The sequence below is a fragment of the Micromonospora sp. KLBMP9576 genome (assembly GCF_050941805.1).
Classification (GTDB): domain Bacteria; phylum Actinomycetota; class Actinomycetes; order Mycobacteriales; family Micromonosporaceae; genus Micromonospora.
Genome location: NZ_CP194567.1, coordinates 1,540,325 through 1,566,605, shown reverse-complemented (window position 1 = coordinate 1,566,605; position 26,281 = coordinate 1,540,325). Strand labels below are relative to the sequence as shown.

Annotated in this window: 29 protein-coding genes and 1 pseudogene; 10 read left to right on the top strand and 20 right to left on the bottom strand. The window is 74.2% G+C overall.

Features of this window, described 5'->3' with window-relative positions:
* Positions 1-46 precede the first annotated feature (46 nt).
* The 11 genes from mutM to ACQ452_RS07030 all read right to left on the bottom strand — a co-directional run bounded on the left by mutM (position 47) and on the right by ACQ452_RS07030 (position 10,321).
* Positions 47-904 (bottom strand): bifunctional DNA-formamidopyrimidine glycosylase/DNA-(apurinic or apyrimidinic site) lyase, encoded by an 858-nt coding sequence (mutM, locus tag ACQ452_RS07080; RefSeq protein WP_433391257.1) that lies wholly within the window; start codon positions 902-904, stop codon positions 47-49.
* Complete coding sequence (rnc, locus tag ACQ452_RS07075; RefSeq protein WP_433391254.1) at positions 897-1,685, bottom strand: ribonuclease III; 789 nt, start codon at positions 1,683-1,685, stop codon at positions 897-899. Before rnc ends, mutM begins: the two co-directional genes overlap by 8 nt.
* Positions 1,682-2,677: a phosphate acyltransferase PlsX gene (locus ACQ452_RS07070; RefSeq protein ID WP_433391251.1), complete on the bottom strand. Its 996-nt coding sequence runs from the start codon at positions 2,675-2,677 to the stop codon at positions 1,682-1,684. Before ACQ452_RS07070 ends, rnc begins: the two co-directional genes overlap by 4 nt.
* Positions 2,678-2,791: 114 nt before the next feature.
* On the bottom strand, positions 2,792-2,965 hold the full coding sequence (gene rpmF / locus ACQ452_RS07065; protein WP_018786309.1) for a 50S ribosomal protein L32: 174 nt from the start codon (positions 2,963-2,965) through the stop codon (positions 2,792-2,794).
* Between the two features lie 5 nt (positions 2,966-2,970).
* Positions 2,971-3,534 carry a YceD family protein gene (locus ACQ452_RS07060; protein WP_433391248.1) on the bottom strand — a complete coding sequence of 188 codons (564 nt, stop codon included), beginning with the start codon at positions 3,532-3,534 and terminating at the stop codon, positions 2,971-2,973.
* A gap of 109 nt (positions 3,535-3,643) precedes the next feature.
* The gene (locus ACQ452_RS07055) at positions 3,644-4,141 is read right to left on the bottom strand and encodes a hypothetical protein (RefSeq protein ID WP_433391245.1); all 498 of its coding nucleotides are present in this window, start codon (positions 4,139-4,141) and stop codon (positions 3,644-3,646) included.
* A 187-nt stretch (positions 4,142-4,328) separates the two neighbouring features.
* Positions 4,329-4,817, bottom strand: a complete 489-nt coding sequence (gene coaD, locus ACQ452_RS07050; protein WP_433391242.1) for a pantetheine-phosphate adenylyltransferase — start codon at positions 4,815-4,817, stop codon at positions 4,329-4,331.
* Positions 4,814-5,377, bottom strand: a complete 564-nt coding sequence (rsmD, locus tag ACQ452_RS07045) for a 16S rRNA (guanine(966)-N(2))-methyltransferase RsmD (RefSeq protein WP_433391239.1) — start codon at positions 5,375-5,377, stop codon at positions 4,814-4,816. Before rsmD ends, coaD begins: the two co-directional genes overlap by 4 nt.
* A 51-nt stretch (positions 5,378-5,428) precedes the next feature.
* The gene (locus ACQ452_RS07040) at positions 5,429-6,361 is read right to left on the bottom strand and encodes a serine hydrolase domain-containing protein (protein ID WP_433391236.1); all 933 of its coding nucleotides are present in this window, start codon (positions 6,359-6,361) and stop codon (positions 5,429-5,431) included.
* Positions 6,362-6,476: 115 nt separating this feature from the next.
* Positions 6,477-8,678 (bottom strand): ATP-dependent DNA helicase RecG, encoded by a 2,202-nt coding sequence (gene recG, locus ACQ452_RS07035; RefSeq protein WP_433391234.1) that lies wholly within the window; start codon positions 8,676-8,678, stop codon positions 6,477-6,479.
* The gene (locus ACQ452_RS07030; RefSeq protein ID WP_433391231.1) at positions 8,675-10,321 is read right to left on the bottom strand and encodes a DAK2 domain-containing protein; all 1,647 of its coding nucleotides are present in this window, start codon (positions 10,319-10,321) and stop codon (positions 8,675-8,677) included. The genes recG and ACQ452_RS07030 overlap by 4 nt, the downstream gene beginning before the upstream one ends.
* A gap of 264 nt (positions 10,322-10,585) precedes the next feature.
* Between ACQ452_RS07030 and rpmB the strand changes: the two genes are divergently transcribed.
* Complete coding sequence (gene rpmB, locus ACQ452_RS07025; RefSeq protein WP_007456456.1) at positions 10,586-10,777, top strand: 50S ribosomal protein L28; 192 nt, start codon at positions 10,586-10,588, stop codon at positions 10,775-10,777.
* Positions 10,778-10,893: 116 nt separating this feature from the next.
* Here the strand turns inward: rpmB and ACQ452_RS07020 are convergent, their stop codons facing one another.
* Positions 10,894-11,361, bottom strand: coding sequence for a GNAT family N-acetyltransferase (locus ACQ452_RS07020; protein ID WP_433391228.1), 468 nt, complete (start codon positions 11,359-11,361; stop codon positions 10,894-10,896).
* Positions 11,362-11,390: 29 nt separating this feature from the next.
* A complete protein-coding gene (locus ACQ452_RS07015; RefSeq protein WP_433391225.1) occupies positions 11,391-12,329 on the bottom strand; it encodes a thiamine-phosphate kinase in 939 nt (312 codons plus the stop codon).
* Between the two features lie 123 nt (positions 12,330-12,452).
* Here ACQ452_RS07015 and ACQ452_RS07010 point away from each other — a divergent pair, with 123 nt between their 5' ends.
* The 5 genes from ACQ452_RS07010 to ACQ452_RS06990 all read left to right on the top strand — a co-directional run bounded on the left by ACQ452_RS07010 (position 12,453) and on the right by ACQ452_RS06990 (position 16,170).
* The gene (locus ACQ452_RS07010; RefSeq protein WP_089001579.1) at positions 12,453-12,686 is read left to right on the top strand and encodes an Lrp/AsnC ligand binding domain-containing protein; all 234 of its coding nucleotides are present in this window, start codon (positions 12,453-12,455) and stop codon (positions 12,684-12,686) included.
* Positions 12,687-13,328, top strand: a complete 642-nt coding sequence (locus tag ACQ452_RS07005; protein ID WP_433391222.1) for a DUF3515 family protein — start codon at positions 12,687-12,689, stop codon at positions 13,326-13,328.
* A 528-nt stretch (positions 13,329-13,856) separates the two neighbouring features.
* Positions 13,857-14,783 carry an ATP-binding cassette domain-containing protein gene (locus tag ACQ452_RS07000; RefSeq protein ID WP_433391219.1) on the top strand — a complete coding sequence of 309 codons (927 nt, stop codon included), beginning with the start codon at positions 13,857-13,859 and terminating at the stop codon, positions 14,781-14,783.
* A gap of 35 nt (positions 14,784-14,818) precedes the next feature.
* Complete coding sequence (locus ACQ452_RS06995) at positions 14,819-15,616, top strand: ABC transporter permease (RefSeq protein WP_433391217.1); 798 nt, start codon at positions 14,819-14,821, stop codon at positions 15,614-15,616.
* Positions 15,613-16,170, top strand: coding sequence for a TetR/AcrR family transcriptional regulator (locus ACQ452_RS06990; RefSeq protein WP_433391214.1), 558 nt, complete (start codon positions 15,613-15,615; stop codon positions 16,168-16,170). Before ACQ452_RS06995 ends, ACQ452_RS06990 begins: the two co-directional genes overlap by 4 nt.
* Before the next feature lie 95 nt (positions 16,171-16,265).
* On the opposite strand, the gene ACQ452_RS06985 is transcribed toward ACQ452_RS06990, so the two are convergent.
* Positions 16,266-17,372: a D-alanine--D-alanine ligase family protein gene (locus ACQ452_RS06985; RefSeq protein ID WP_433391212.1), complete on the bottom strand. Its 1,107-nt coding sequence runs from the start codon at positions 17,370-17,372 to the stop codon at positions 16,266-16,268.
* A 252-nt stretch (positions 17,373-17,624) separates the two neighbouring features.
* On the opposite strand from ACQ452_RS06985, the gene ACQ452_RS06980 reads away from it, so the two are divergent.
* Positions 17,625-18,905: an ATP-binding protein gene (locus ACQ452_RS06980; protein WP_433391209.1), complete on the top strand. Its 1,281-nt coding sequence runs from the start codon at positions 17,625-17,627 to the stop codon at positions 18,903-18,905.
* Between the two features lie 58 nt (positions 18,906-18,963).
* Here ACQ452_RS06980 and ACQ452_RS06975 read toward each other — a convergent pair whose 3' ends face one another.
* A complete protein-coding gene (locus ACQ452_RS06975; RefSeq protein WP_433391206.1) occupies positions 18,964-19,182 on the bottom strand; it encodes a hypothetical protein in 219 nt (72 codons plus the stop codon).
* Positions 19,183-19,460: 278 nt separating this feature from the next.
* Here ACQ452_RS06975 and ACQ452_RS06970 point away from each other — a divergent pair, with 278 nt between their 5' ends.
* The gene (locus ACQ452_RS06970; RefSeq protein WP_433391203.1) at positions 19,461-20,306 is read left to right on the top strand and encodes a helix-turn-helix domain-containing protein; all 846 of its coding nucleotides are present in this window, start codon (positions 19,461-19,463) and stop codon (positions 20,304-20,306) included.
* A 4-nt stretch (positions 20,307-20,310) separates the two neighbouring features.
* The gene (locus tag ACQ452_RS06965; RefSeq protein WP_433391200.1) at positions 20,311-20,511 is read left to right on the top strand and encodes a DUF397 domain-containing protein; all 201 of its coding nucleotides are present in this window, start codon (positions 20,311-20,313) and stop codon (positions 20,509-20,511) included.
* 103 nt (positions 20,512-20,614) lie between these two features.
* Here ACQ452_RS06965 and ACQ452_RS06960 read toward each other — a convergent pair whose 3' ends face one another.
* The 5 genes from ACQ452_RS06960 to ACQ452_RS06940 all read right to left on the bottom strand — a co-directional run bounded on the left by ACQ452_RS06960 (position 20,615) and on the right by ACQ452_RS06940 (position 25,452).
* Positions 20,615-21,667, bottom strand: coding sequence for an ROK family protein (locus tag ACQ452_RS06960; RefSeq protein ID WP_433391197.1), 1,053 nt, complete (start codon positions 21,665-21,667; stop codon positions 20,615-20,617).
* A gap of 94 nt (positions 21,668-21,761) precedes the next feature.
* The gene (locus ACQ452_RS06955) at positions 21,762-22,553 is read right to left on the bottom strand and encodes a putative protein N(5)-glutamine methyltransferase (RefSeq protein ID WP_433391195.1); all 792 of its coding nucleotides are present in this window, start codon (positions 22,551-22,553) and stop codon (positions 21,762-21,764) included.
* 45 nt (positions 22,554-22,598) lie between these two features.
* On the bottom strand, positions 22,599-23,717 hold the full coding sequence (locus ACQ452_RS06950; protein ID WP_433391192.1) for a cystathionine gamma-lyase: 1,119 nt from the start codon (positions 23,715-23,717) through the stop codon (positions 22,599-22,601).
* Positions 23,718-23,722: 5 nt separating this feature from the next.
* Positions 23,723-24,721: an NAD(P)H-dependent glycerol-3-phosphate dehydrogenase gene (locus ACQ452_RS06945; RefSeq protein ID WP_433391190.1), complete on the bottom strand. Its 999-nt coding sequence runs from the start codon at positions 24,719-24,721 to the stop codon at positions 23,723-23,725.
* Positions 24,718-25,452 (bottom strand): lysophospholipid acyltransferase family protein, encoded by a 735-nt coding sequence (locus ACQ452_RS06940; RefSeq protein ID WP_433391187.1) that lies wholly within the window; start codon positions 25,450-25,452, stop codon positions 24,718-24,720. Before ACQ452_RS06940 ends, ACQ452_RS06945 begins: the two co-directional genes overlap by 4 nt.
* Positions 25,453-25,579: 127 nt before the next feature.
* Between ACQ452_RS06940 and cofC the strand changes: the two are divergent.
* Positions 25,580-26,221: pseudogene (gene cofC, locus ACQ452_RS06935) on the top strand (2-phospho-L-lactate guanylyltransferase); the annotation flags it as partial.
* Positions 26,222-26,281: the final 60 nt, after the last annotated feature.

Below are 26,281 nucleotides of genomic sequence, written 5' to 3'. Positions count from 1 at the left end.
GCCCCTGCCGTGGGGCCGGACGCGAGGCGACGCAGGCCGCCCGCACTCACCCCCGAGGGGCCGCCCGGGGGCGGGGCTGACAGCGCGGGCAGCTGTACGAGGAGCGGTTCATGAACGCCTCGCGCCGGACGGGCGCACCGCACCGGGCGCAGGGCAACCCCTCCCGGCCGTAGACGTTCAGCGCCCGGTCGAAGTAGCCGCTCTCCCCGTTGACGTTGACGTAGAGGGCGTCGAAGCTGGTGCCCCCGGACCTGATCGCCTCGCCGAGGACGTCCCGGACGTGGCCCAGCAGCCGCAGCGCGGCCGGTGCGGTCAGCGCGTCGGTGGGCCGGGCACCGTGCAGCCGCGCCCGCCACAGCGCCTCGTCGGCGTAGATGTTGCCGACGCCGGAGATCAGTGTCTGGTCCAGCAGCGCCCGCTTGACCTCGGTACGCCGCCGGCGCAGGGCGGCGACGAACGCCGCGTCGGAGAACTGCGGGTCCATCGGGTCCCGGGCGATGTGCGCGATCTCCGCCGGCAGCTCCGCGCCCCCGGCGGAGACCGACAGGCCGCCGAAGGTGCGCTGGTCGACGAAGCGCAGCTCGGGGCCGTCGTCGGTGAACCGGAAGCGGACCCGCAGGTGCGTCTCGTCGGGCGCGTCGGCCGGCTGCACCAGCAGCTGCCCCGACATGCCCAGGTGCCCGATCACGGCGTCGCCGCTGTCCAGCGGCAGCCACAGGTACTTGCCGCGGCGGCGTACGTCCAGCACCGTCCGGTCGGCCAGCACGTCGGCGAAGTGCCCGCCGCCGGGGGTGTGCCGGCGTACCGCGCGGGGGTGGCGCACCTCGACCGAGGAGATCCGCCGGCCGGTGACCCACCGGGCCAGGCCCTGCCGGACCGTCTCGACCTCCGGCAGCTCAGGCACGGCCCAGGCCCACCTCGGCCGCCTCCACGCTCTCGTCCCCGGCGACCGGGACGGTCTCGGCCCGCTCCTGCTCCGCCTGCTCGGTGAGCGTCCGCCAGGCAGCCTCGGCGGCCCGCTGCTCGGCCTCCTTCTTGCTCCGCCCGTCGGCCCCGCCGTAGCGGTTGCCGGCGACCACCACCCAGGCGGTGAACGTCTTGAGGTGATCCGGTCCGGCGCCCTCGATGCGGTACTCGGGCACGCCGAGCCCGAGCGCGGCGGTCAACTCCTGCAGGCTCGTCTTCCAGTCCAGGGCGGCGCCCCGGCCCGCCGACTCCGCCATCAGCGGGTCGAACAGCCGGTGGATGACGATCGCCGCCGTGTCCAGCCCGTACTGGAGGTAGATCGCGCCGAGCAGCGCCTCCAGGGTGTCGGCGAGGATGCTCGCCTTGTCCCGGCCGCCGGTGGTCTCCTCGCCCTTGCCGAGCAGGAGGTACGCGCCGAGCCCGTCCGGGCCGAGGCCCCGGGCCACGTCGGCGAGGGCCCGCATGTTCACCACACTGGCCCGCAGCTTGGCCAGTTGCCCCTCCGGCAGGTCGGGGTGGTTGTGGAACAGCGCGGTGGTGATCACCACGCCGAGCACCGAGTCGCCCAGGAACTCCAACCGTTCGTTGGTGGGCAGTCCGCCGTTCTCGTACGCGTACGAGCGGTGGGTCAGCGCGCGGCCGAGCAGTTCCGGATCCAGGCTGATGCCGAAGGCGGCTTCGAGGTGGCCGACGGACGCCCGCCGCTTGTCGTTACTCATGATGTGGGTACCTCGGTGTCGGTGGTGCGATCGGTGCTTTCTTCGCGGTCGCCCGCCTCGGCGGCGTCGAGCAGCGCGCGGACCTGGTCGACGGCGCGGCGCCGCCAGAGATGGGCGGCCAGCGCGATGCCCGCGGCGACGTCCTCGGCCCGGGCCGCGCCGTGGCAGACGACCACCGTCCCGGCGACCCCGAGCAGGGCCGCCGCGCGGGGGGCGCCGCCGCCGGACGGGGGCCCGCCGGCCATCGCGTACGCGCCCTCGATCGCCTTGAGCAGCACGTTACCGGTGAACCCGTCGGTGACCACCACATCGGCGCGCGCGCCGAGGGAGACGTCGTAGCCCTCGACGAGACCGACGTAGCGACCGCCGCGGGGCAGCGGCTCGACGGCGAGGACGGGATCGGCGAGCCGGCGGGCGCGGTCGCCCTTGCCGGCCTCGGTGCCCACCGACAGCAACCCCACGCGGGGCGCGGTGACGGCGTGCGCCACTGCCGCGTAGGCGGCACCGAGCACGGCGTGGCGGGCCAGGGTGGCCGGGCGCGGCTCCAGTGAGCCGCCGACGTCCAGCAGGATCACCGGGCCGGCGACGGCGGGCAGGGTGGCGACCAGCGCGGGACGACGTACGTCGGACCAGCGGCCCAGCCCGAGCGCCACGGCGGTGACGGTGGCGCCGGTCGACCCGGCGGAGACGAGCGCGTCGGCCACGCCGTCGCGGACGGCGTGCACCGCGGCCCGGACGGTGCTGTCGGCGCGGGCGGCCACCGGGTGTTCGGCCATGCCGACGGCGGCGCGGACCGGCCGGATGGTGACCCGGGCACGCTGTGCCGGGTCGAGGGCGCGGACCAGCTCGTCGGCGGCCTCGGCCGGGCCGACGAGCAACAGGTGCAGATCCGGGTCGGCGCGCACGGCCCGCAGAGCGCCGTCAACCACGACGGCGGGAGCGTCGTCCCCGCCGAGGAGGTCAACGGCGATCCGCGCGGTGCCCGGCTCCACCGGTACGCCGGCCGGAACAGACCGGCTGGCGACGGCGGAGGCCGGGGCACCGGGCGAATGCCAGGGTGCGTGTGCCGCCCGAGAAGGTGTCGGGGGCGTCACTCGGCGACCGGGTCAGACCTCGAGAACCTGGCGGCCGTTGTAGGTGCCGCAGACGGAGCAGGCGGCGTGCGGCAGCTTCGCCGACTTGCACTGGGGGCAGGCCACGGTCGCGACCACGGTCGCCTTCCAGTTCGCCCGGCGGGCGCGGGTGTTACTGCGCGACATCTTGCGCTTGGGGACGGCCACGGTTCCTACTCCTCTTTACGGTTCAGTTGCGACAGGCCCGCCCAACGCGGGTCGATCTGCTCGTGACTGTGGTCGGCCGGCAGATCGTCCCAGTGCACCCCACACTCGGGGCACAGGCCTGGGCAGTCCTCCCGGCAGAGCGGGTTGGTCGGCAGCGCGAGCACCACCGCGTCCCGCAGTACCGGCTCCAGGTCGATCAGATCGCCCTGCATCCGGCCCACCTCGTCCTCGTCGGTCGTGAGGTCCGTGGTGCTGTCCTCGTACGCGTACAGCTCCTGGACCCGCACTGCCAACGAGTCGTCGATCTCCCGCAGGCAGCGACCGCACTCGCCCCGGACGGGACCGGTCACGGTCCCTGAGACGAACACGCCCTCGGACACCGACTCCAACTTCAGGTCGAGGTCGAGGTCCGCGCCTTCCGGCACGTTGATCATCTCTCCGCCGAGGTCCGCCGGTGCCGGCACCACCCGCTTGACCGTACGCAACGCACCAGGCCGGCGCGGCAGCTCCCTCGCGTCGAGGACCAGCGGCGACCTGGGGTTGAGTGTGGAAGGCGTGTGTTTGGGCATAGTCAGACTCCGGCCGGTGAGAGGCCGACAAAAAAGGTTACCTGGACGACCACCGGAGCGTCGAACCGGGGGCGACGTCCTACCCGTCTGCCGGCTGGTGAGGTGCCGATCAGAAGGGTAGCGGGCGTTCCGCCTCTTCCCCACCGAAGGTGCCGATCTCACGGAGCGCGTGCATCTTGTCGCGGCCCCGCTCTATCGAGGCCAGCGCCCGGGTGAGGAACTGCTCGAAGTTGGCCAGCGCCGTGTCGACGTAGTCGTCGACCTCCTCGCGCAGGCGCTGCGCCTCGGCCCGGGCCTCCGCGATGATCCGCGCGCCCTCGTGCTCGGCGGAGACCGTGATCTCGTTCATCGAGACCAGGCGGGCGTGTTCCGCCTCACCCTCGTTGATGATCCGGTCGGCCTCGCGCTTGCCGGCCTCCATGATCTTGTCGCGTTCGTCGAGCAGCGCGGCCGCCCGGCGCAGGTCGGCGGGAAGCTCGGCGCGCAGCTCGTCGAGGGCCGCGATGAACTCCCCCCGGTCGACCATGCAGTTGTTACGCGACATCGGGACGGAGCGGGCCTGCTCCACCATGGCGATCAGGTCGTCGATGCGGTCGAGCGGGTCCACCGGTACCTCACTCCTGTCGTTCGTCGGGCCGACCTACATGATGCGCGCTGCGGCCGGTTTCCCGCTGAACACATCATGTCGCGCCCCGGCCACCCCGCGCCGCTCCCCCCGCCCCGGCGCGCCGGGGCGGCCCCCGACCCGGCGGGTCGGCGGCGAGGCGGCGGGGCCGCGAGCCGGTCGCGGGAGGTCAGTCGCGGGGTGGCGGGGCGAGGCGCGCCCTGAGCTCCGCACCGACCCGGTCGGGCACGTGGGCGGAGATGTCGCCGCCCCACTTGGCCACGTCCTTGATCAGACTGGACGAGAGGAACGAGTAGAGCGGGTTGGTCGGCATGAACAGGGTCTCGACACCGGCCAGGCCGATGTTCATCTGCGCCATCTGCAACTCGTAGTCGAAGTCGCTGACCGCCCGCAGGCCCTTGATCAACACGCTCGCCCGCTGCGCCCGGCAGAAGTCGACAAGCAACCCACGGAACGACTCGACCCGCACGTTGCCGTAGGAGGCGGTCACCTCGCGGAGCATGTCGATGCGCTCCTCGACGGTGAACAGGCCGCTCTTCGACTGGTTGACCAGCACACCCACGATCACCTCGTCGAACAGCCGGCTCGCCCGGCCGACGATGTCGAGGTGCCCGTTGGTGACCGGATCGAACGAGCCGGGACACACCGCACGTCTCATGATCGGCGACCGTACCAAAGAGTGGTCTCCCCGTAACGCCGGCTGCGTTCGCCGGTGATGCCCTGCACCCACTCCACCGGGCCGCCGCGACTCGCCCGCTCCAGGACCACCAGCGCGTCCGGGGCCAGCCAGCCGCCGTCGACCAGCGCGGTGAGCATCGCGGCGATCTCCGCGTCCGGCACCGCATAGGGCGGGTCGGCGAAGACCACGTCGTACGGGCCGCCGTCCGGGCCGCCGGCCAGCACCGTGGCGACCTTGCCGGCGACCAGCCGGGCGGCCGGGGCGGCGTGCAGCGTCGCCACGTTCTCCCGGATCACGCGGGCCGCCCGGGGGTCGGACTCCACCAGCAGCACGTGTGCCGCGCCCCGGGAGAGCGCCTCCAGGCCGATCGCGCCGGACCCGGCGTAGAGGTCCGCGAAGCGGGCACCGGTCAGTTCGACATCCGCCTGCACGGCGCTGAACAGCGCCTCGCGGACCCGGTCCGACGTGGGCCGGGTGCCCGCTCCGGGGGGCGCGGCGATCCGCCGCCCGCCGAGGGTGCCGGCCACGATCCGGGTCACCGTCTCCTCCTGCGCATGGCCCCGACGCTACGCGACGGCCGGCGCGCGCGGTCAGTCGGCGGCGAGCGCCGTGTCGATCAGCGAAAGGTCGAGCCCCTCCTCGTTGCTCAACACCACCAGCCGCCGGTCGGACCCCGGCAGCCAGGCGGCGAAGCCCCGGAAGCCGGCATTCTCGCCGGAGTGGTGGATCGCGTGTTCCCCCGCCAACGGACCCACGAAGCAGCCGTAGCCGTACCCGCCGTCGGCGGTGCCGGTCGAGGCGTGCGGGGTGGTCATCCGGGAGACCGAGGCGGACCTCAGGAGTCGCCCGCGACGCGGCACGTCGAGCCAGGTGAGCAGGTCGTCGGCGGAGCACCACACGTCCCCGGCGCCCACGTTCACGATGTCCAGCTCCCAGGACGGGACCGGCGCACCGGCGCGGTGCCCGACGGCCACGTCGTCCCGGTCGCCCGGGGCGCCGGCGAAGCTGCCGGCCATGCCGAGCGGCGCGAAGATCTCCGCGGCGAGGAATTCGGCGTACGGCCGGTCGGCGGCCCGCTCGACGGCGCGGGCCAGCAGGACGTACCCGGGGCTGCTGTAGTGCCAGCGGGACCCGGGGGTGAACAGCGGCGGGACCCTGCGGAACCGCTCCAGCAGGCCGTCCGGATCGAGCGGGCCGGACAGGTCGATCATCGGATAGTCCGACCAGTGGCCCAGGCCGGAGGTGTGGGTCAACAGGTGGTGCAGGGTGATCGAACGCCACTGCGGCGGACAGCCCGGCACCCAGCGGTCGACCGGATCGGCCACGTCGAGCGCCCCGTGCTCGGCGAGGAGCAGGACGGCCGCCGCGGTCATCTGCTTGCTGATCGACGCGAGCTGGAACCGGGTCGTACGCGAGCACGGTGTCTCGGCGACGTCGCCCGCCGATCCGGTGGCCAGTTCCATGACCAGCTCGTCACCCTGGACCAGCAGGAGCACTCCACGCGCGAGGGGAAGGGTCGACATCAGCCAATGTTAGGGACGTCCCGCCGGCCGGTGGGGGCGGCCCGTCCCCCGGGGGCAGCTCGCCCGGCGGGGCACAGCCCGCCGACGGGTCAGCTCGGGTCAGCGCGCCCCGGGGTCAGCCCTTCTCCAGGTATTCCGCGCGGTCCTCGTCGACCAGGGCGGCCACCGAGGCGGCCAGCGCCGGGTGCCGGGCCAGCTCCGGATCCTGCTCCACCAGGGCGATCGCCTCGGCCCGGGCCTCACGGATCAGGTCGGCGTCGCGCAGCAGCGAGAGCAGCCGAAGGTGCGAGCGATGCCCCGACTGGGTGGCGCCCAGCACGTCGCCCTCGCGACGCTGCTCCAGATCCAGCTCGGCGAGCTTGAACCCGTCGGTGGTGGAGGCCACCGCGTCGAGCCGTTCCCGGGCGGCGGTCCCCTCCAGCGCCTCCGTGACCAGCAGACACAGCCCGGGGGCGGTGCCCCGGCCGACCCGGCCGCGCAGCTGGTGCAACTGGGAGACCCCGAACCGGTCGGCGTCGAGCACCACCATCACCGTCGCGTTCGGCACGTTGACGCCCACCTCGATCACGGTCGTGGCGACCAGCACGTCGAGCTCTCCGGCGGCGAAGGAGCGCATCACCGCGTCCTTCTCGTCGGCCGGCAACCGGCCGTGCAGCACACCGATGCGCAGGCCGTGCAGCGGCCCCTCGGCGAGCAGCGGCGCCACCTCGGTGACCGCCATCGGGGGCCGCCGGCCGTTGTCGTCCTCCGCCGGCGGCTCCTCCTCCGACGCCGGGCCCTCCCCGATGCGCGGGCAGACCACGTACGCCTGGTGGCCGGCGGCCGCCTCCTCGCGGATCCGGCGCCATGCCCGGTCCAGGAAGGCCGGCTTCTCGGCGGCCGGCACCACGTGCGAGGCGATCGGCGAGCGGCCCTGCGGAAGCTGGGACAGGGTGGAGGTCTCCAGGTCGCCGTAGACGGTCATCGCCACCGTGCGTGGGATCGGGGTGGCCGTCATCACCAGCACGTGCGGCGGCTGCGCGGCCTTGGCGCGCAGCGCGTCGCGCTGCTCCACGCCGAAGCGGTGCTGCTCGTCGACGACGACCAGCCCCAGGTCGGCGAAGTCGACACCCTCGTAGAGCAGGGCGTGGGTGCCGAGCACGATGCCGGCGGCGCCGCCGGCGACCTCGGCCAGCGCGCGCCGGCGAGCCGCCGCGCCCAGTGAGCCGGTGACCAGCTCGACCCGGGTGGCGTCGTCGGCCGCGCCCAGCTCGCCGGCCCGGCCGAGCGGCCCGAGCAGGTCGAGGATGCCCCGGTGGTGCTGCGCGGCGAGCACCTCGGTCGGGGCCAGCAGCGCGGCCTGCCCACCCGCGTCGACCACCTGGAGCATCGCGCGCAGCGCGACCACCGTCTTGCCGGAGCCGACCTCGCCCTGCAACAGCCGGTGCATGGGGTGGGCCGTGGCCAGGTCCGCCGCGATCTCCACCCCCACGTCGCGCTGGCCGGGCGTCAGCTCGTAGGGCAACCGGGCGTCGAACGCGTCGAGCAGACCGCCGGGCTTCGCCGGGCGGGGGCGGGCCGGCGAAGCGGCGGCGCGGTGCTTGCGCTGCACCAGGGTGAGCTGCACGGCGAACGCCTCGTCCCACTTGAGCCGGTGCCGGGCCCGGTAGAGCGCCTCCTTGCTCGACGGCCGGTGGATCTCGCGCAGCGCCACGTCGATGCCGCCCAGCTTGCGGCTCGCCCGCATGGTGGCCGGCAGGGGGTCCTCCGGCGCGGCGAAGGTGTCCAGCACCACCCGGACGCAGCGGGCGATGACCCAGGTGGGCACCGCCGCGGCGGCCGGATAGACCGGGATCAGCGCGCCGGCGAACTCCTCGATCTCCTCGTTGGCCGCCGCCTCGCCGTCGCCGCCCTCACCGAGCAGGACGTACTCCGGGCCGTTGAGCTGCCGCCGCCCCCGGAACTCGGTGACCTTGCCGGCGAAGAGCCCCCACCGGCCGGGGCGCAGCTCGCGCTCGCGCCAGGCCTGGTTGCCGAAGAACGTCAGGGTGAGGGTGCCGCCCGACCCGTCGCCGACCGTCACCTCCAGCAGGTTGCCGCGACGCTGGCGCATCGGGCGTACGGCGGTGCGTTGCACCTGGGCCAGCACGGTGACCTGCTCGCCGACGTCGAGCGAACGGATGTCGGTGTGCTCCCCGCGCTCGTCGTAGCGGCGCGGGAAGTGGTAGATCAGGTCGCCGGCGGTGTGCAGGTCGAGATGGCCGGCGAGGGCCTTCGCGGTCTTGTCGCCGACCAGCTTCTTCAGCGGCGTGTCCATCGTGGACGGCTCGGACGTCATTCGACCCCCACCAGGAGCGGATAGTGCGGCTGACCGCCCCGGTACGCGTGCACCTCGACGAACGGCCAGCGCCGCTCGACGTGCTCGCGGACCGCGTCGGTCAGCCCGTCGGGGGCATCCGCCCCCGAGAGCAGTGTCACCAGCTCGCCGCCGCCGCCGAGCATCCGGTCGACGACGGCGGTGCAGGTGTCGGTCAGATCGGACCCGATCAGGTGCACCTCCCCCTCGACCAGCGCCAGCACGTCGCCGGGGCGGCAGGGGCCGGCGACGGTGAGCGCCTCCCGGCGGGCGTGGCAGACCTCGGCGTAGCGGCAGGCGCCGGCCGCCTCGGCCATCGCGATCACGTCGTCGGCGAACCGCCGCCCCGGGTCGCGCACCGCGAGGGCGGCCAGCGCCTGCACCGGCGAGCGGGTCGGCACCACGCTGACCCTGATGCCCAGGGCGTGCGCCTCCCGGGCGGCGGCGTTCGCCACCGCCTGCGTCTCGGGGTCGTTGGGCAGCAGCACCACGCGGGCCGCCCCGGTGCCGCGGATCGCGGCCAGCAGCTCGCCGATCGACGGGTTGCCCGGCACCACCGTCGCGCCCTCGCCGGCGAACAGCTCGGCGATGCCCGCGCCGGTGGCCACCACCACGGCCGCCCGACCGGCCGCCGCCACGGCGGGCGACACCGGCGCGGCCTGGTCGGCGAAGCGGGTCACCGAGATGCGGTACGGCCGGCCGGCCGCCACCCCCGCCTCGATGGCCGCGCCCACGTCGTCGACGTGCACGTGCACGTTCCAGGTGCCCGGGCCGGCGCTGCCGTCGCCGACGATCACCAGCGAGTCGCCCAGCGGCTCCAGCTCGGCGCGCAGCCGGGCCACGGCCTCCGGCCCGGCGTCGAGCAGGAACTGCACCTCGTAGGCGTACTGGGCGGAGCCGGTCTCGCGGACGGCGGTCTCCGGCGGGCGGGGCACGGGCGGCGCGGGCACGGGCGGCGCGGACACGGGCGGCGCGGACACGGGCGGCGCGGGGCTCTCGCCCGTGACGACCTCGACCAGCGCGTCGAGCAGCAGGCACAGGCCCCGGCCGCCGGCGTCCACCACGCCGGCCCGGGCCAACGCCGGGAGCTGCCCGGGGGTGCGCGCCAACGCGTGCGTCGCGCCGAGCGCCGCGGCCCGGGCCACGGTGCGCAGGTCGTCGCTGTCGGCCCGCTCGGCGGCGTGCGCCGCCGCGGCGACGACGCTGAGCAACGTGCCCTCGACCGGGCGGGCGACCGCGGCGTAGGCGGCGGCGGCGCCCTCGCGCAGGGCGGCGGCGAGCTGGCGCCCACGCACGGCCGGCACGGCGGCGACGGCGTCGGCGAAGCCGCGCAGGATCTGCGACAGGATCACCCCCGAGTTGCCCCGCGCGCCCAGCAGCGCGCCCCGGGCCATCAGGCGCAGCACGTGCCCGTGCGCGGTGGCCCCGTCCTCGGGGAGGGTGTCGAGATCCATCGCGAGCGCCTGCTGGGCGGAGGTGAGGGTGAGCACCATGTTGGTGCCGGTGTCGCCGTCGGGCACCGGGTAGACGTTGAGCTCGTCGATCTCACCCTGGTGGCGCTTCAGCACGAGCAGCCCACCCGCGCACCAACGGCGGACCGCGTCGGCGTCGAGGGTGTCCAGCACGGCGAGAAGCCTACTGGCGCGCGCCGACACCCGCCGGGGCCGACCGCGTCCGCGGCGGCGTGTCCGGCACCGGTGGGCACCCGCTATCCTCGTGATCGGCCGCCTCAGCGCGGTGGTCGCCGGCCGCCAGCACGCCGGGCGGGCCCACGTGGGCCCCCTCCGGGGCCGGTTCGCCGGGGCCTCGGCTCATCGGGTAACCTGACCAGGTTGCCCGGGCAGCGCCAGGCGGCGACCTCATGAACGTATCAATCTCAGGAGTATCCCGTGGCTAGCGTGTGCGACGTCTGTGGCAAGGGACCGGGCTTCGGCCACAACGTGTCCCACTCGCACCGGCGGACCAACCGCCGCTGGAACCCGAACATCCAGTCGGTGCGTACCCCGGCCGGTGGCGGCAACACCAAGAAGTTGCAGGTCTGCACCTCCTGCATCAAGGCTGGCAAGGTCACCCGCGCCTGACGCGGTAGGCGCCACCCGCACACTCGTCATTGCCGGCGGGCCGTCACGGCCCGCCGGTTCTGTCGTGTCCGCCCGAAGCGTGCCGGGGCCCGTCCGGGCCCCGGCGGGGGGCCGGGTCAGAGGATGCGGCCGAACGAGATGCACCCCGGGGCGTCGCGGTAGTGGCCGAAGTTCGGAATCCGCTCGTAGCCGGCCGTCGTGTACATGCCGATGGCCTCGGGCTGCTTGTCGCCGCACTCCAGGACCATCCGCTTGCGCCCGTGCTCCCGGGCCGAGCGCTCCACCGCCGCCAGGACGGCGCGGGCCACGCCCCGGCCCCGGGCCGCCGGCGCCGTGTACATGCGCTTCAGCTCGGCGGTGTCGCCCTCGTCGCCGTGGCTGCGCCAACCGCCGCAGCCCACCGGCTCGCCGCCCAGGTGGGCGACGAGGAAGGCACCCACCGGCGGCACGAACTCGCCCGGCTCGACCGGGGTCTCGTCGCCGCTGCCGCCGTAGCGGGCGCCGAGGTCGGCCAGGGCGGCGCGGATCAGCCGCTGCGCCACCGGCGAGTCGAAGGGCTCGACGCGAATCTCGATCTCACTCACGCGGTAAAGGCTACGACCCCGATCGGCCCTTACCGAAAGTGGTCCCAGCCAGCGGGTCCGTCGAAAGGTCGGCCGTCGACCGTGACGCCCGCGCCCTCCGCCACCCGGCCGATCGGCCGCCAGTCGGGCGGCAACGCCACCGCCGACGGGAAGGTCGCGGCCAGCGCGTGGTCGTCGCCACCGGCCAGCAACCAGGAGTACGGGTCGACGCCGAGCGCCTGGGCGGCGTCGGCCATCTGCCGGGGCACCTCGAAGGCGTCCCGGCGGATGTCCACGGCGACCCCGCTGGCCTTCGCCACGTGCCCGACGTCGGCGAGCAGCCCGTCCGACACGTCGATCATGGCGGTGGCGCCGAGCCGGGCGGCGTGCGGGCCCGCCGCGTAGGGCACCTCGGGCCGCCGGCACGCCTCCACCAGCAGCCGGGGCGTGCGGAAACCACGGGAGAGCACCGTCAGCCCGGCCGCCGCGTACCCGATGCGGCCGGCCAGGGCCAGCACGTCACCCGGCCGCGCGCCGCCGCGCGTCACCGGCGGCCGGCCGCCGAGGTCACCGAGGGCGGTGACCGCGATCGTCAGCGTCGGGCTGGCCGACATGTCCCCGCCCACCACGCTCGCCCCGACCTTCGCCGCCTCGGCGGCCAGCCCGTCGGCGAGTTCCTCGGCCCACCCGGTCTCCAGCTCCGGGGGCATGCAGAGCGCCACCAGCAGCGCCGTCGGCTGCGCCCCCATCGCCGCGATGTCGGCGAGGTTCGCCGCCGCCGCCCGGTGGCCGACGTCACGCGCCCCGGACCAGTCCCGCCGGAAGTGCCGTCCCTCCACGAGCACGTCGGTCGAGGCCACCACCCGGGCGTCCGGGGCGGCCACCACCGCCGCGTCGTCCCCGGGACCCAGCAGCACGGTCGATCCGTACGACAACCGGGCGGTAACCCGATCGATCAGGCCGAACTCGCCGACCCCCGCGACACTCATGTCGCCCCTCCGCCGCGCTCGCTCACCGCTTCTCCTTGACCACCGATAGGGATCAGACCTGGTCCGTAAGGTACTTTCTCCCTTCGGGCCGCCCCGCAGGCGGCGACGGACGGAGGTCGAGTCGTGGTCCAGGCGTACATCCTCATCCAGACCGAGGTCGGGCGGGCACGTGACGTGGCCGGTCTCATCTCGGATCTTGCTGGCGTCGTCCGCGTCGACGCCGTCACCGGGCCGTACGACGTGGTCGTGCTCACCGAGGCGAACACCGTCGACGAGCTCGGCAAGCTCATCGTCAGCAAGGTGCAGATGGTGCCGGGCATCACCCGCACCCTCACGTGCTCCGTGGTGCGCCTGTAAGTGGCCGAGAACACCGACTCCCCCGTGACCGGTTCCGCCCAGCCGGACGAGGCGGGCCCCGAACGCCCCGCCCGCGACCGGACGACCCGGGGCGCCGCGCTGGTCGCGACGCTCGTCGCGCTGCCGATCACCGTGCTGGTGGGCGCGTTCGCGTACGCCCAGTTCTCGCCGGACGAGCCGACCGCGCCGACGGCCACACCGAGCGCCACCGCCACCACCGCCGGCCCGCAGTCCACCACCCCGGTCGAGATGGCGGCCCCGGCGCTGGCCGAGCGGCCCGCCACGGTCTGCCGCGCCCTGCTCTCGCAGCTACCGCCGACCGTCGGCGACCTGGCGCAGCGCCCGGTCAGCGCCGGGCCGGAGCAGAACGCCGCGTACGGCGACCCGGCGCTCACCCTGGCCTGCGGCGGCGCGGAGCCGGCCGTCGGCGAGACGGACGAGGTGCTCATCGTCAACGGAGTCTGCTGGCATCCGAAGCAGGCCAGCGACGGCACCGTCTTCAGCACCCTGGACCGGGAGACCGCCGTGACCGTCCGGGTGCCGGGCGCCTACCAGCCGCCGGCCAGGTGGCTTCCCCTGCTCTCCGACACGATCGTGGCCTCGGTGCCCTCCGGCGGCGACGCCCCGAGCGGCTGCCGCTGACCCGCCCCGCCCCGCTCGTGGGGCAGCGCCGGTGTGGGCGGGACGCAGCGACGACACCCGCTCCGGCGAGCAGGGATCCGGCCTCCGCCCGGGCCGAGAACGGATCCGGCCTCGGCCCGGTCACCCGCCCGCGCCGACGCGGCAGAGGCGCCCACCTGCTGACCCAGCGCACCTGCCGCAAGATGTTGGTGCCTCGTCTGTGAGCAATGGTGGGGCAACTCCGTGTTTCTCCCGGTCCGCAGTCACCTCAGGATCCGCCCGGGGCGACGGTGGAGGATCCGCCCGGGAGACGCTTTGGAGCTGATGTCGTAAACGACTCAGCTCCAAAGCGTCCATGACCTCCCACGACCCCACCTCGGCCACCGTCGCCACGCCGGGAGCACGGACGGTCACAGCCGCCATTCCCAACGCCACGATGCGGGGTGTCCGGCGCGTCCCGGGGCCCGGTTTGGTCGCGACGGGCCCGCCTGCCCCCGGTACCCGTGATCCGAGTTGGCGCCCCTACCTACCGGTAGGTAGATTGGCGGCATGACCTGCCCCGCCATCAACGTCGTCGACCTGACAAAGTCCTACGGAGCCCGCACCGCGCTGGACCATCTCTCGCTGGCGGTCGAACGTGGCAGCCGCACGGTGGTGCTCGGCCACAACGGCGCCGGCAAGTCCACGCTGCTGGAGATCATCGCCACGCTCCGCGCCCCGACGTCCGGCACGGTGACCGTCGAGGGACACGACGTGGTCACCCGGGCTCGCGAAGCGCGCCGGCTGATCGGCCTCACCCCGCAGTCCAACGCCGTGGACCCCCTCGCCACTTCGGCCGAGGTGCTCACCTTCCAGGCTGTCGCGCTCGGGCTCGGCCATCGCGCCGCCGCTCGTCGGACGCGCGAGCTCCTCGATCTCTTCGGCCTCGAAGAGCATCGCAGGACGCGAATCTCGAAGCTGTCCGGAGGAACCCGTCGCAAGGTCGACCTCGCCGTGGCTCTGGTGGCGGAGCCACCCGTCGTGATCCTCGACGAGCCGACGACAGGTCTCGATCCGCTCAGCCGCCTCGACTTCTGGCACGAGCTCAAGCGACTGAACCAGGACGGGAGGACCCTCCTGGTCTCCACCCAGGATCTCCATGAGGCGGACGTCCTCGCCACCGACATCGTGGTGCTCCGCGACGGCACGGTCGCCGCGCAGGGTTCCCCCGAGTCGCTGAAGCAACGCGTGGGGGAACGCACGCTGACCCTGGGGCTGGCAGACGCGGACACCGCGCGGAGGTTGCTCTGCTCCTCGCGGGCCCCCTTCCGGGCCGCGCCCGGCGAACCGCACACGGTACGTCTCGCCCTCTCCGACACTCCGGGTGCCCTGAAGGCCGCGCTCGACGACATCGGCCGGGTCGCGGGTGGGGTGAACGAACTCCGCCTGACCGAACCCTCACTCGACGATGTCTTCATGGCGCTCGCCGCTCGCTGACCCGAACCACACCGACTCTCCAGAAGGACATCCTCGTGGCACTCCCCGCCGTCTCGCTCGCCCCCGCGAGTAGCGCCGCCATTCCCGTCACCGTCGCCGCGATCCGCCGCTCCATTCGGCTCGTCCTGCGCACGCCGGCCCTGCTGGTGGCGCCGGTCGCACAGTCGCTGTTCTTCCTGCTCGTCTACTCCGGGCAGCTCGGCACCGTCGGCAGCGACTATCTCGCGGGCGGCAGCTTCATCTCGTTCCTGCTCCCGCTGATCCTGCTCACCGGCGTCGCCACGGGCGCGGGCGCCGCAGGCGCACTCGTCCTCGGGGATGTCACCAGCGGATACCTCGATCGACTCCGCCTGGCGCACGGCACATCCGCCCCGTTCCTCGTCGGCGCCGCGGTCGCGGCTCTCGTCGCCGTAACCATCCAGATGGTCGTCACGATCGCCGGGGCCGCGCTCATCGGCTACCGGCCGCAGAGTTGGTCCGGCACGGCTGCGATGCTCCTGCTGATGTTGGCGCTCGGGTTGGCTGTCGCTCTGCTCAGCATCGCGGTCGCGATCCGCACCGCGTCGGCGGCGAGCACGAATCTCGTCACCCTGGGCGTGTTCGGGCTGTCCTTCTTCACCGGAGTGTTCGCTCCGGTGGACGAGCTCGCCGGCTGGATGCGTGCGGTCGCGACCGTCAATCCGCTCACCTACATCGTCGACGCGGCCCGTGAGGTCGCGAGCGGCGCCACGCTTTCGGCCGCGCCAGCCGTTCTCGCCATCCTCGCTACGCTGGTCGGCACCGGGCTCGCCGCTTGTGCTCTCGCCCTCAACCACGTTCGGAGGAACCGATGAGCCCCACTGCGGACACGCGCGCGCGGATCATGGAGGCCTTCGGCGAGCAACTGGCCGCCACGGGCTATCCAGGAATTTCCCTTCTCGGCGTCGCGCGGACGGCCGGCATCCAGAAGCCGTCCATCTATCACCACTTTCCCGGAGGCAAGGAAGAGCTCTACGCGGCCGTCGCGGTGAGATTCGTCGAGCACCTCCACGGCCGCATAGCCGCGGCGCTCGCGACCGAAGGGCCGACGGAGGAGAAGTTGCGAGCGCTCGCGGTCGTCTCGGCAGAGCACTCCACCCACACCATCTCGTTCGAGCAGCGCATCTACGACGCGCTCGACCATGTCTCGGAGGAGACGAGGACCGACGTGTCGCAGCGGTACGTGCGTGGCGTACTCGATCCCGTCACCGCGCTCTTCGCCCGCTCAGTCGAGGCAGGAGAGCTCTCAGGGGATCCCTGGTTCCTCACGAACGCCTTCCTGCATCTCGCCCGCGCAACCGCCATGACCACGCCGGACGGAGCGGCCCGGGTCGTCACCCTCTTCCTGACCGGCGCCCTGCCTCGCTGAGGGAATGCGCCGCACGCTCATCCTCCCGTCCACCGGTCCGTCGCCGACCCGGTTCCGGCGGCCGGTCCCGCTGGTCGCCGGAACGAGGCGGGACCTCAGTGCAGGCCGGTGCCGCGGTGCAGGGCGGTGCGGATGAGGCGGTTGACCAGCTTCGGGTACTCCAGGCCGGCCGCCGCCCACATCCGGGGAAACATCGACGTCGGGGTGAAGCCCGGCATGGTGTTGATCTCGTTGAGGTAGACGTCCTGTTCCGGCGTGACGAAGAAGTCGACGCGGGCCAGGCCGGCGCAGTCGAGCGCGGTGAAGGCGCGGACGGCGTACTCGCGGACCTGGCGGGTGACGCGCTCCGGCAGGCCGGCGGGGATGTCGTACTCGCAGGCGGTCTCGGAGTCGATGTACTTCGCCTCGAAGTCGTAGAAGTCGTAGTCCCCGACCACCCGGACCTCGGCCAGCACGGACGCCTCGGGCGCACCGCCGGCCTCGCCCTCCAGCACGCCGCACTCGATCTCGCGGCCGACGATCGCCCCCTCGACGAGCACCTTGGGGTCGATCTGCCGGGCGGTGGCGACCGCCGCGTCGAGGGCGGCCCAGTCGTCGACCTTGGTGATGCCGAACGACGAACCGGCCCGCGACGGCTTCACGAAGACCGGCAGGCCGAGCCGTTCCTTGTCGGCGTCGCTGAGCGTCATGCCGTTGCGCAGCACCGCGTACGGGCCGACGGGGATGCCCTCGGCGGCGCAGAGCTTCTTGGTGAATTCCTTGTCCATGGCGGCGGCGGAGGCGAAGACGTTCGCCCCGACGTACGGGATGCCGGCCATCTCCAGCATGCCCTGGATGGTGCCGTCCTCGCCGTAGGCGCCGTGCAGCACCGGGAAGACCACGTCGACGTCGGCGAGCGCCCGGGGGCCCTCGGTCGGGTCGAGCACCATCAGCCCGTTGCCGGTCGGGTCGGCGCGCAGCACGATGTCGGTGCCGGACTCGGCGGTGATCTCCGGCAGCCGGCGCGCGTTGATCGCCAAGTGGCCGGGGTCGCCGCTGGTCAGCACCCACTGACCGGCCCGGGTGATGCCCACCGGCACCACCTCGAACTCGTCGGGGTCCAACGCGCCGAGCACGCTGCCCGCGCTGACGCAGGAGATGCCGTGCTCCGGGCTGCGTCCGCCGAAGACGATCGCCACGCGGGTCCTGCCTGGGGTGGTCACTGCGTCACCTCTTCGTACGCGACTGCGCCGCCGGTCGTGGCGCTCACCCGGTTGACCTTACTGTGCGTGGCGGGCGCGGGCTGCCGATACCCGGGGCACCGCCGGGCCGACGCGCAACCGGTCAACAAAGGATATACGCTGCGTAACGGCGCGTACGGCACCGCACGGCACCGGGCCCGGCCGGCCGGGTCGGGGATCCGGGCGCGATCCGGGGCGGTGACGGCATCGCCCGCCCATTACGCTGCACGTCCTATGAGCGCTGATCCCCTGATCGAATCGCTGACGGCGGCGCTGGACGCCCGCCCCGACGACCTGCCGCTGCGGCTGCACCTCGCCGCGCTGCTGCTGGACGCCGGCCGGGCCGGGGAGGCGATCGCGCAGGTCGGGCAGGCTCTCGCCCGGGATCCGGGCAACGGCCGGGCGCAGGCGCTGATGCAGCGGGCGCTCGGTGGCTCCGTACCCCCGCCGACGCCGCCCCCGGCGGGCCCGCAGCCGCCGGCGCAACGGCCGGCGCCGGCCGGGCCGGGTGGTTCCGCCGCGACCGCCGGCCAGGATCCGCTCGCCGCCTACGAGCAGGAACTCGCGGACGTCGTGCCGCCGAGGTTCGCCCGCGCCGGCGACGAGCCCGAGCCGGTGACCGGCCACGACGACCGGGCGTACGACGTGGAGACCTCCGGCATCCGGCTGGCCGACGTGGGTGGCATGACGGCGGTCAAGGAGCGGCTGGAGCTGGCCTTCCTCGGCCCGTTGCGCAACCCGGAACTGCGCAGGATGTACGGCAAGAGCCTGCGTGGCGGCCTGATGCTCTACGGCCCGCCCGGTTGCGGCAAGACGTTCCTGGCCCGGGCGGTCGCCGGCGAGATGGGCGCGAAGTTCATCTCGCTGTCGATAGTGGACGTGCTGGACATGTGGATGGGCAACTCGGAGCGCAACCTGCACGAGCTGTTCCAGGCGGCCCGCCGCAACGCGCCCTGCGTGCTCTTCCTCGACGAGGTCGACGCGCTGGGGCACAAGCGCTCCCAGGTCGGTTCCAGTTCGATGCGGACGCTGGGCAACCAGCTGCTGGCGGAGCTGGACGGGATGGAGGGCAACAACGAGGGGGTCTTCGTGCTCGCCGCCACGAACACCCCGTGGGACGTCGACCCGGCGCTGCGGCGGCCGGGGCGGCTCGACCGGGTGGTGCTGGTGCTGCCGCCGGACGCCGAGGCGCGGGCGTCCATCCTGGAGTACCACCTGCGGGAGCGGCCCATCGCGGGGATCGACCTGCGGAAGATCGTGGCGGCCACCGAGGACTACTCGGGCGCCGACCTGGCCCACCTCTGCGAGACGGCCGCCGAGTTCGCGATGGCCGACTCGGTGCGCAGCGGTGAGGTGCGGATGATCGAGCACCGGGACCTGGAGCGCGCGGCGAAGGAGGTCCGGCCGTCGACGAGGCCGTGGATGGCCACCGCCCGCAACGTCGCGATGTTCGCCAACGAGGGTGGCGTCTACGACGACCTGGTCGCCTACCTGAAGCGGCGCCGGATGCTGTGACGGCCCGGCGGGGGCGCCGGGCCGCGCCTCCCACCGGGCCGCCCGCCGGGGGTGACGCCTAACCGCGGGCGTGCCGCCGGCCGATGGCTATCACCTTGACCCGCTGCCGGCCGGCCCGCACCATGCCCAGCGCCATGAAGGCGCCCGCGATCCGGTCGGCCGCCTCGCGGCTGCTGGCCCCGACCACCTGACGGCGTCGCTCGGGACAGTTGCGCTCGTCGCGCCCGGCGCTCTCCGCCGCGCGGACGTCGGTGAGCACCACCAGGAAGCGCGTCATCGGTGCCCGCCGGCGCGGTCGGCACAGGCCTGTTCACCAGTACGCACGTCGCATCCCTTCGGGCTGACGGGCCACGGGTGTGGCACGCGGCGATCGGGTACGGGGGAGAAACCCGATCGCCGCGCGCCCCTTCCCCTCCGGTCACTCACCGCCACCGTCGCCACGACAACTGGCAGTGAGGACGCGACAACAGACTGACATGTCCACAGCCATGAATGCAACTCTCATCAACGCTTTCTCATCTACACCTTCTCGCAAAGATGTGCGACGATCGATCCATGGCTCCCAAGACCGCCCGCGCCCGCCGACTCGGCATCGCGCTACGCACCCACCGGGAAGCCGCCGGCCTCACGCTCGAGGCCGCGGCCGACGAGATCAGCAGCACCCGCAGCACCCTGTCCCGGTACGAGAACGCGCAGACGCTGGTCAGCCCCGCCACCGTGCGCGCCCTGCTCACCCTCTACAACGTCCACGCCGACGAGGTCGTCGCCGCCGTGCAGCTCGCCAAGGACGCCCGCAAGCCCGGCTGGTGGGTGTCGTACTCGCACCTGCTGGACCGGCGCACCATCGACTTCATCGCGTTGGAGGCCGAGGCGACCGGCATCGCCAACTTCGAACCGTCGGTGGTGCCGGGGCTGCTGCAGACCGCCGACTACATCAGGGGCGTGATGCGGGGCGGCCCCCACACGCTCCGCGACGACGAGGTCGAGCAGCGGGTCCAGTTCCGGCTCGACCGGCAGGAACGGCTCATCGTCGACCGGCCGCCGATCATGGACGCCATCATCGACGAGGGCGCGCTGCTGCGGCCCGTCGGCGACCCGTCGATGATGGAGGCCCAGCTACGTCACCTGGTCAAGATGGGCGAGCTGCCCAACATCACGGTGCAGGTGATCCCGCTCTCCGCCGGCTACCACCGGGGCACCCGGGGCTCGCTGCACATCCTGGAGTTCGCAGACCCGGAGGACCCGATCATCGCCTCGGTGGAGACGGTGGCCGGGCAGATGGTCCTCGACCGACCGGGTGACCTGCGTACCTGCACCAAGATCATGGAGCATTTGCGGACCGTCGCGCTCAGCCCGGCGGACAGCCGCGACCTGCTCCTCCAAATCCTGAAGGGACGGTAGGACCATGACACCGACGATCAGCGCGGCGCTGGCCACGGCGAGATGGCGCAAGAGCAGCCGCAGCGGCGACGAGGGGGCGTGCGTGGAGATGGCGACGATCCCGGACACGGTCGCCGTCCGCGACTCCAAGGACCCCTCGGGCCCCGCGCTGCTCTTCCCGCCGGCCGCGTGGGCCGCCTTCGTCGGGGCGCCGCCCCGGCACTGACCCCCCTCCGGGGACGCCGACGTGCCCGCTGACCACGCCACGCCGGTGCTCCGCCGGTGACGGTCCCACCGCCGGGAGCCGGTGGGGCCGTCACCCGGCGGGGTCAGCCCGCCACCACCGGGCGGGGCGGCGGACCCGCCCGCAGCGCCTCCAGCGCCGCGATGGCCACCCCCCGGGCACCGGCCATGTCGCGCTCGGGCACCAGGGCGAAGGTGGCCGCCGCGGCCTGCTCCTCCCGCAGCACGGTGTGTTCCCGCACGGTCGCGAGGAACCAGTCCCGGAACTCCGGCGCCGCCTCCACCACCCCGCCGCCGACGAAGTACGCGTGCGGATCGGTGAAGTTCGCCGCGACCGTGAAGAGCCGGCCCAGCGCCATCGCCTGCTGGGTGAACACCTCCCGCGCCAGCGGGTCGCCCCGCTCCCCGTAGCCGCGCACCAGTCTGGCCGCCCGCTGCGGCGACTCGGCGGCCAGCGGATGACCGGGAAACCGCAGCAACCAGTACGGCAGCAGGTTGCGACCGATGGCGGTCAGCGAGGCGACGCTCTCCGCGTCCCCGGCGAAGCCGCAGGCGCACGTGGGCACCGGCTGACCGGGCGCGAGCAGCCCCGCCAGCGGGATGTGCACGTGGCCCAGCTCGCCGGCCATCCCCGCCGCCCCGGCGATGACCCGGCCCGCCTCGACCACGCCGCCGCCCAGCCCCGTGCCGACGATGGCCGACACCGACGAGCGGTGCATCGCCTCGACGCCGAAGTGCGCGTGGTGGGCGTAGAGCGCGGCGGCGTTGCCGTCGTTGTGGTAGATCACCGGCAGCCCGAGCCGCCCCTCCAGCGCGCCGCGCACGTCGAAACCGCGCCAGGCCGGCTGCGAGAAGTTGGTCGATCCCCGGGCGGAGATGACCCCGGTGGCGCTCGCCGGGCCGGGAGTGTCCAGCCCGACCGCGCGCACCGCGTCGCGGTGCACCCCGGTCAGCGCCAGCACCCCGTCGAACGCGCGGGCCAACGCCTCGATCGCCGCCGTCGGGCCGGCCCGCACCTCGCTCGGGTTCTCCGCCAGGGTGTCCACCAGGAACCGGCCGTCCACGGTGAGCACGGTGGCGTTGTTGCTGGTGCCCCCGTTGTCCAGCCCGACGACCACCGGCCCGTGCGTACCGTCCACGACCATCCGCCTCCCGCCGCCACACCCCCTGTGACGAGGCTAGTTCCCCCGCCCCGCCCCCGCCAGGCCGACGACCACCGCGACGGACCCGAGGTCAGCCGGGGCGGCGGGCGGTGACGGCGGTGGCGTCCCGGTCCTCGTCCCGGGTCACCGTCGGGCGCAGGCCCACCGCGGCCAGCACCGCGCACAGCGCGTCCACCTGCGCCTGTCCCGCCTCCACCACCAGGTGCCCGCCCGGGGCGAGCCAGTCCGCCGCGCCCTCGGCGACCCGGCGCAGCACGGCCAGCCCGTCCGGACCGCCGTCGAGGGCCACCGGCGCCTCGTACAGCCGGGCCTCCGGCGGCATCAGGGCCACCGCCGCCGTCGGCACGTACGGGGCGTTGGCCAGCACCAGGTCCAGCCGGCCCCGCCAGGGCGCCGGCAGCGCGTCGTACAGGTCGCCCTGGAAGACCGGGACAGCCAGCGGGTCCAGGTTGCGGCGGGCGCACGCCACGGCGGCCGGGTCCACGTCGGCGGCGGCCAACCAGCGCGGCGCGAGACGGCGGGCCAGCGCCACGGTGGCGGCACCGGAACCGCAGCACAGCTCCACCACGGCCGCCGCCGGCCCGGTCACCGCGACGGCGGCGTCGACCAGCAGGGCGGTACGCGCCCGCGGCACGAACACGCCGGGATCGACGGCGATCCGCTCGCCGCAGAACTCGGCCCAGCCGAGCACGTGTTCCAGCGGCAGCCCGGCGACCCGACGATCGGCCAGGTCGGTGAGCGTCCGGGCCGAGTCGGCGGCGGCGATCAGCAGCTCCGCCTCGTCCTCGGCGTAGACGCAGCCGGCGGCACGCAGCCGGTGCACGAGGGCGGGCCGGTCGGGGTGCGACGGGACGCCGGTCATGGGCGGCCCCGGGGGGCGCGCCTCGACGCTCCCCGCACCCCGGAGTCAGCCGGCGTCACGGCTCGCGTCGAGCGCGGCGGTGACGTCGGCGACCAGGTCGTCGGCGTCCTCCAACCCGCAGGAGAGCCGGACGAAGCCGGGCGCGGTGTCGTCGCCCCACTGGGCCCGCCGGTCGGCGGTGGTGTGCTGGCCGCCGAAGGAGGTGGCCGCGCCGACCAGCCGGGCCGCGTCGAGGAACCGGGCCACCCGGTCGGCGTCGCCGAGGTCGAAGGCGAGCACCCCGGGGATCCGGCGCATCTGGGCCGACGCCACCGGGTACGCCGGGTCGCCCGGCAGCCCCGGCCAGCGCACCCCGGTCACGTCGGCGCGCCCCGCGAGCAGCCCGGCGAGGGCCTCCGCGTTCGCGGTCTGCCGGGCCAGCCGCAGGTCCAGGGTCGCCAACGACCGGTGCGCCAGCCAGGCGTCGAACGCGCCGGGCACCGCCCCGGTGAGGTCGCGCCAGCGGGTGACCGCGTCACACAGCTGCGCCGAACGCGTCGCGACGTAGCCGAGCAGCAGGTCGGAGTGCCCGGTCAGGGCCTTCGTCCCGGAGGCCACCACCACGTCGGCGCCCAGGTCCAGCGGACGCTGCCCAAGCGGCGTGGCGGTGGTGTTGTCGACCGCGACCAGGGCGCCGGCCGCGTGCGCCCGCGCGGCCAGCGCCGCCACGTCGGCGACGTCCAGGCCCGGGTTGGCCGGGGTCTCCAGCAGCACCAGGCGGACGCCGTCGAAGTCGGGGTACGGGCCGGCGGTCGGGGCGAGCACCACCCGTACGCCGAGACCCTGCAACGTGTCGGCGGCGAACGCCCGGACGGAGAAGTAGCCGTCCGACGGGAGCACCACGGTGTCCCCCGGCCGCAGCACCGTCAGCAGCAGCCCGGTGATCGCCGCCTGCCCGCTGGCGAAGACCCGGCAGTCGCCCCCCTCCAGCTCCGCGATCGCCGCCTCCAGCAGCCGCCGGGTGGGATTGTCGGTCCGGCCGTAGCCGTCGGGCGCCGCCGCCGGCCCCGCCCACGGGTCCAGGTGGTACGGCGCGGCGAACACCGGCCCGGGCAGGAACGGCTGGCCGGGAACCGGCTCGGGCAGGCCGGCGCGGACGCAACGGGTGCCGTCGTGGTCGCTCATGTCCCTCACTCCGGTTTGGTGGTGCGGCTCATCAGGGCCTCGACGGCGAGCCGCGGATCGAGGCCCTCGTGGCAGACCAGCTCGACCTGTTCGATGATCGGCATCTCCACCGCGTGCGCCCGGGCCAGATCGCGCAGGGCCAGCGCGCTCTTGACGCCCTCGGCGGTCTGCCGGGTCGCGACGCGGGCCTCCTCCAGGGTCGCGCCCCGGCCCAGGTGCTCGCCGAAGGTGCGGTTGCGCGCCAGCGGCGACGAGCAGGAGGCCACCAGGTCGCCCATGCCCGCCAGGCCGGCGAAGGTGAGCGGGTCGGCGCCCAGGGCCACCCCGAGCCGGGCCGTCTCGGCCAGTCCCCGGGTGACGAGCATGGCCCTGGTGTTGTCGCCGAAACCCATCGCCACCGCGATGCCGTACGCCAGGGCGATCACGTTCTTCACCGCGCCGCCCAGCTCGCAGCCGATCACGTCGTCGTTGGTGTAGGGGCGGAAGTAGGGCGTGGTGATGGAGCGTTGCACCAGCGTGGCCCGGCCCTGGTCGGTGCAGGCGACCACGGTGGCGGCGGGCTGCTCGGCGGCGATCTCGGGGGCCAGGTTGGGGCCGGAGACCACCACCACCCGGTCCGCCGCCACCCCGGTGGTCTCCACGACCACCTCGCTCATCCGCTTGGTGGTGCCCAGCTCGATGCCCTTCATCAGCGACACCAGGGTGGCGTCCGGGTGCAGGTGCGCCGTCCACTCGGCCAGGTTGCCGCGCAGCGTCTGCGACGGCACGGCCAGCACCACCAGTTCGGCGCCGGTGATCGCCTCGGCCGCGTCCCCGGTGGCCGTGACCCGGGACGGCAGCCGCACGTCCGGCAGGTACTCCGGATTACGCCGCTCGGCGCGGATGGTGTCGGCCACCGCCTGCCGGCGGGCCCAGACGGTCACGTCCCGGCCGGCGTCGGCAAGGATCTTGGCGAACGCCGTGCCCCACGAGCCGGCCCCCAGGACCGCGACGTGCCCGCTCACGCCGTCGCCCCCGGCCGCCGCGCCTCGCCAGGGCGGGCCGCCCGTTCCCACAGTGGCGGCGGGGTGCCGCCCCGGATATCGGTGAGCATGTCACGAAGGCGCAGCATGATGGTGTCGGTCATCTCCTCGAGAACGGCCTTCGTCGGAGTCGCCCGGGCCCACCGGCCCAGGTCGACGGGGTGCCCGGCGACCACGGTCACCGGGATGCGGGGGCGTGGGTCCAGTCGCGCCCGGCGCGGGTCGAACATCCGCTCCGGCCCCCACATCGCGACCGGGACGACCGGCGCCCCCGTGGCGAGCGCCAGCCGGGCGGCGCCGGTCTTGCCCTTCATCGGCCACAGGTCCGGCTCACGGGTGATCGTGCCCTCCGGGTAGATGACCACCGCGCCGCCGGAGTCGAGCGCGGCGACGAGGTGGTCCAGCGACCGCACGGCGTCCGCCGTGTTCCGCTCGACGGGGATCTGCCGGCAGCGGTGCAGGATCCAACCCATCACGGGGACGCGGAACACGCTGGCCTTGCCGAGGAACTGCGGCCAGCGGCCGGAGTCGTAGACGAAGTGGGCCGCGACGAGCGGGTCGGCGTGCGAGATGTGGTTCGGCACGATGATCACGCCGCCGGTGCCGCGCAGGTGCTCCATGCCCCGCCAGGTGCGCCGGGTCCAGACCATCAGCACCGGCTTGACGAGCACCACGGCGAACCGTCGCCAGAATCCCAGCCTCCGCCGTGTCACCGCGCCTCCTCGTCCCGCCCGGACCCGCACCGGGCCCGCACCCCGCTGACGCCCCGCAGCGGAATCATGCCTGCTCGAACCGGGTCCGGCCAGAGAGGGTACCGCCGGACGCTGGCAGGATGGCGGGGTGAGTCAGCCGAGGTGGACCGTGGTGGTGCCGGTGAAGCGCCTCGCCGCCGCGAAGAGCCGGCTGCGGGGGGCGCTGCCGGCCGTACCGCACGAGGAAGTGGCGCTGGCCCTGGCCGCCGACACGGTCGCCGCGGTGCGGGCCTGCCCGGCGGTGGCCGGGCTGCTGGTCGTCACCGACGACGCCCGCGTGGCCGAGGCCGCCCGCCGCGCGGGCGCCCGGACGCTGCCCGACGCCCCCGGCGCCGGACTGAACGCCGCCTTCCGGCACGGCGCGTCGGCCGCCGGCGGCGGTTGGCTGGCCGGGCTCACCGCCGACCTGCCCGCGCTGCGCCCGGCCGAGCTGGCGGCGGCGCTGCACGCCGCCCGGGCCACGCCCCCGGGCGTACGCCGGTACGTGCCCGACGCGCCCGGTTCGGGCACCGTGCTGCTGGCCGCGCCGCCCGGCGTGCCCCTGGATCCCCGCTTCGGGGTCGGCTCGGCCGCCGCGCACGCCGCGAGCGGGGCCGTCGCCCTCACCGGGGACTGGCCGAGTCTGCGCCGCGACGTGGACACCGCCGACGACCTGGCCGCGGCGGCCCGGCTCGGGCTGGGGCCACGCACCGCCGCACTCGCCGCCGCGGACCGCGCGACCCGGGCGGCGTGTAGCGTGCGAGGCATGCAGGGGACGGTGGCCACCTACGACGCGACGACCCGCAGCGGG

Bases quoted from the DNA above. Each gene is read 5' to 3' on its own strand.
- rnc (WP_433391254.1), bottom strand. From the start codon at position 1,685: ATGAGTAACGACAAGCGGCGGGCGTCCGTCGGCCACCTCGAAGCCGCC.
- ACQ452_RS06990 (WP_433391214.1), top strand. From the start codon at position 15,613: ATGAGCCCCACTGCGGACACGCGCGCGCGGATCATGGAGGCCTTCGGC.
- recG (WP_433391234.1), bottom strand. From the start codon at position 8,678: ATGACGTCCGAGCCGTCCACGATGGACACGCCGCTGAAGAAGCTGGTC.
- ACQ452_RS06965 (WP_433391200.1), top strand. From the start codon at position 20,311: ATGACACCGACGATCAGCGCGGCGCTGGCCACGGCGAGATGGCGCAAG.
- ACQ452_RS06980 (WP_433391209.1), top strand. From the start codon at position 17,625: ATGAGCGCTGATCCCCTGATCGAATCGCTGACGGCGGCGCTGGACGCC.
- ACQ452_RS07060 (WP_433391248.1), bottom strand. From the start codon at position 3,534: ATGCCCAAACACACGCCTTCCACACTCAACCCCAGGTCGCCGCTGGTC.
- ACQ452_RS06975 (WP_433391206.1), bottom strand. From the start codon at position 19,182: ATGACGCGCTTCCTGGTGGTGCTCACCGACGTCCGCGCGGCGGAGAGC.
- coaD (WP_433391242.1), bottom strand. From the start codon at position 4,817: ATGAGACGTGCGGTGTGTCCCGGCTCGTTCGATCCGGTCACCAACGGG.
- ACQ452_RS07040 (WP_433391236.1), bottom strand. From the start codon at position 6,361: ATGTCGACCCTTCCCCTCGCGCGTGGAGTGCTCCTGCTGGTCCAGGGT.
- ACQ452_RS06955 (WP_433391195.1), bottom strand. From the start codon at position 22,553: ATGACCGGCGTCCCGTCGCACCCCGACCGGCCCGCCCTCGTGCACCGG.
- ACQ452_RS07000 (WP_433391219.1), top strand. From the start codon at position 13,857: ATGACCTGCCCCGCCATCAACGTCGTCGACCTGACAAAGTCCTACGGA.
- ACQ452_RS06970 (WP_433391203.1), top strand. From the start codon at position 19,461: ATGGCTCCCAAGACCGCCCGCGCCCGCCGACTCGGCATCGCGCTACGC.
- ACQ452_RS06950 (WP_433391192.1), bottom strand. From the start codon at position 23,717: ATGAGCGACCACGACGGCACCCGTTGCGTCCGCGCCGGCCTGCCCGAG.
- ACQ452_RS07015 (WP_433391225.1), bottom strand. From the start codon at position 12,329: ATGAGTGTCGCGGGGGTCGGCGAGTTCGGCCTGATCGATCGGGTTACC.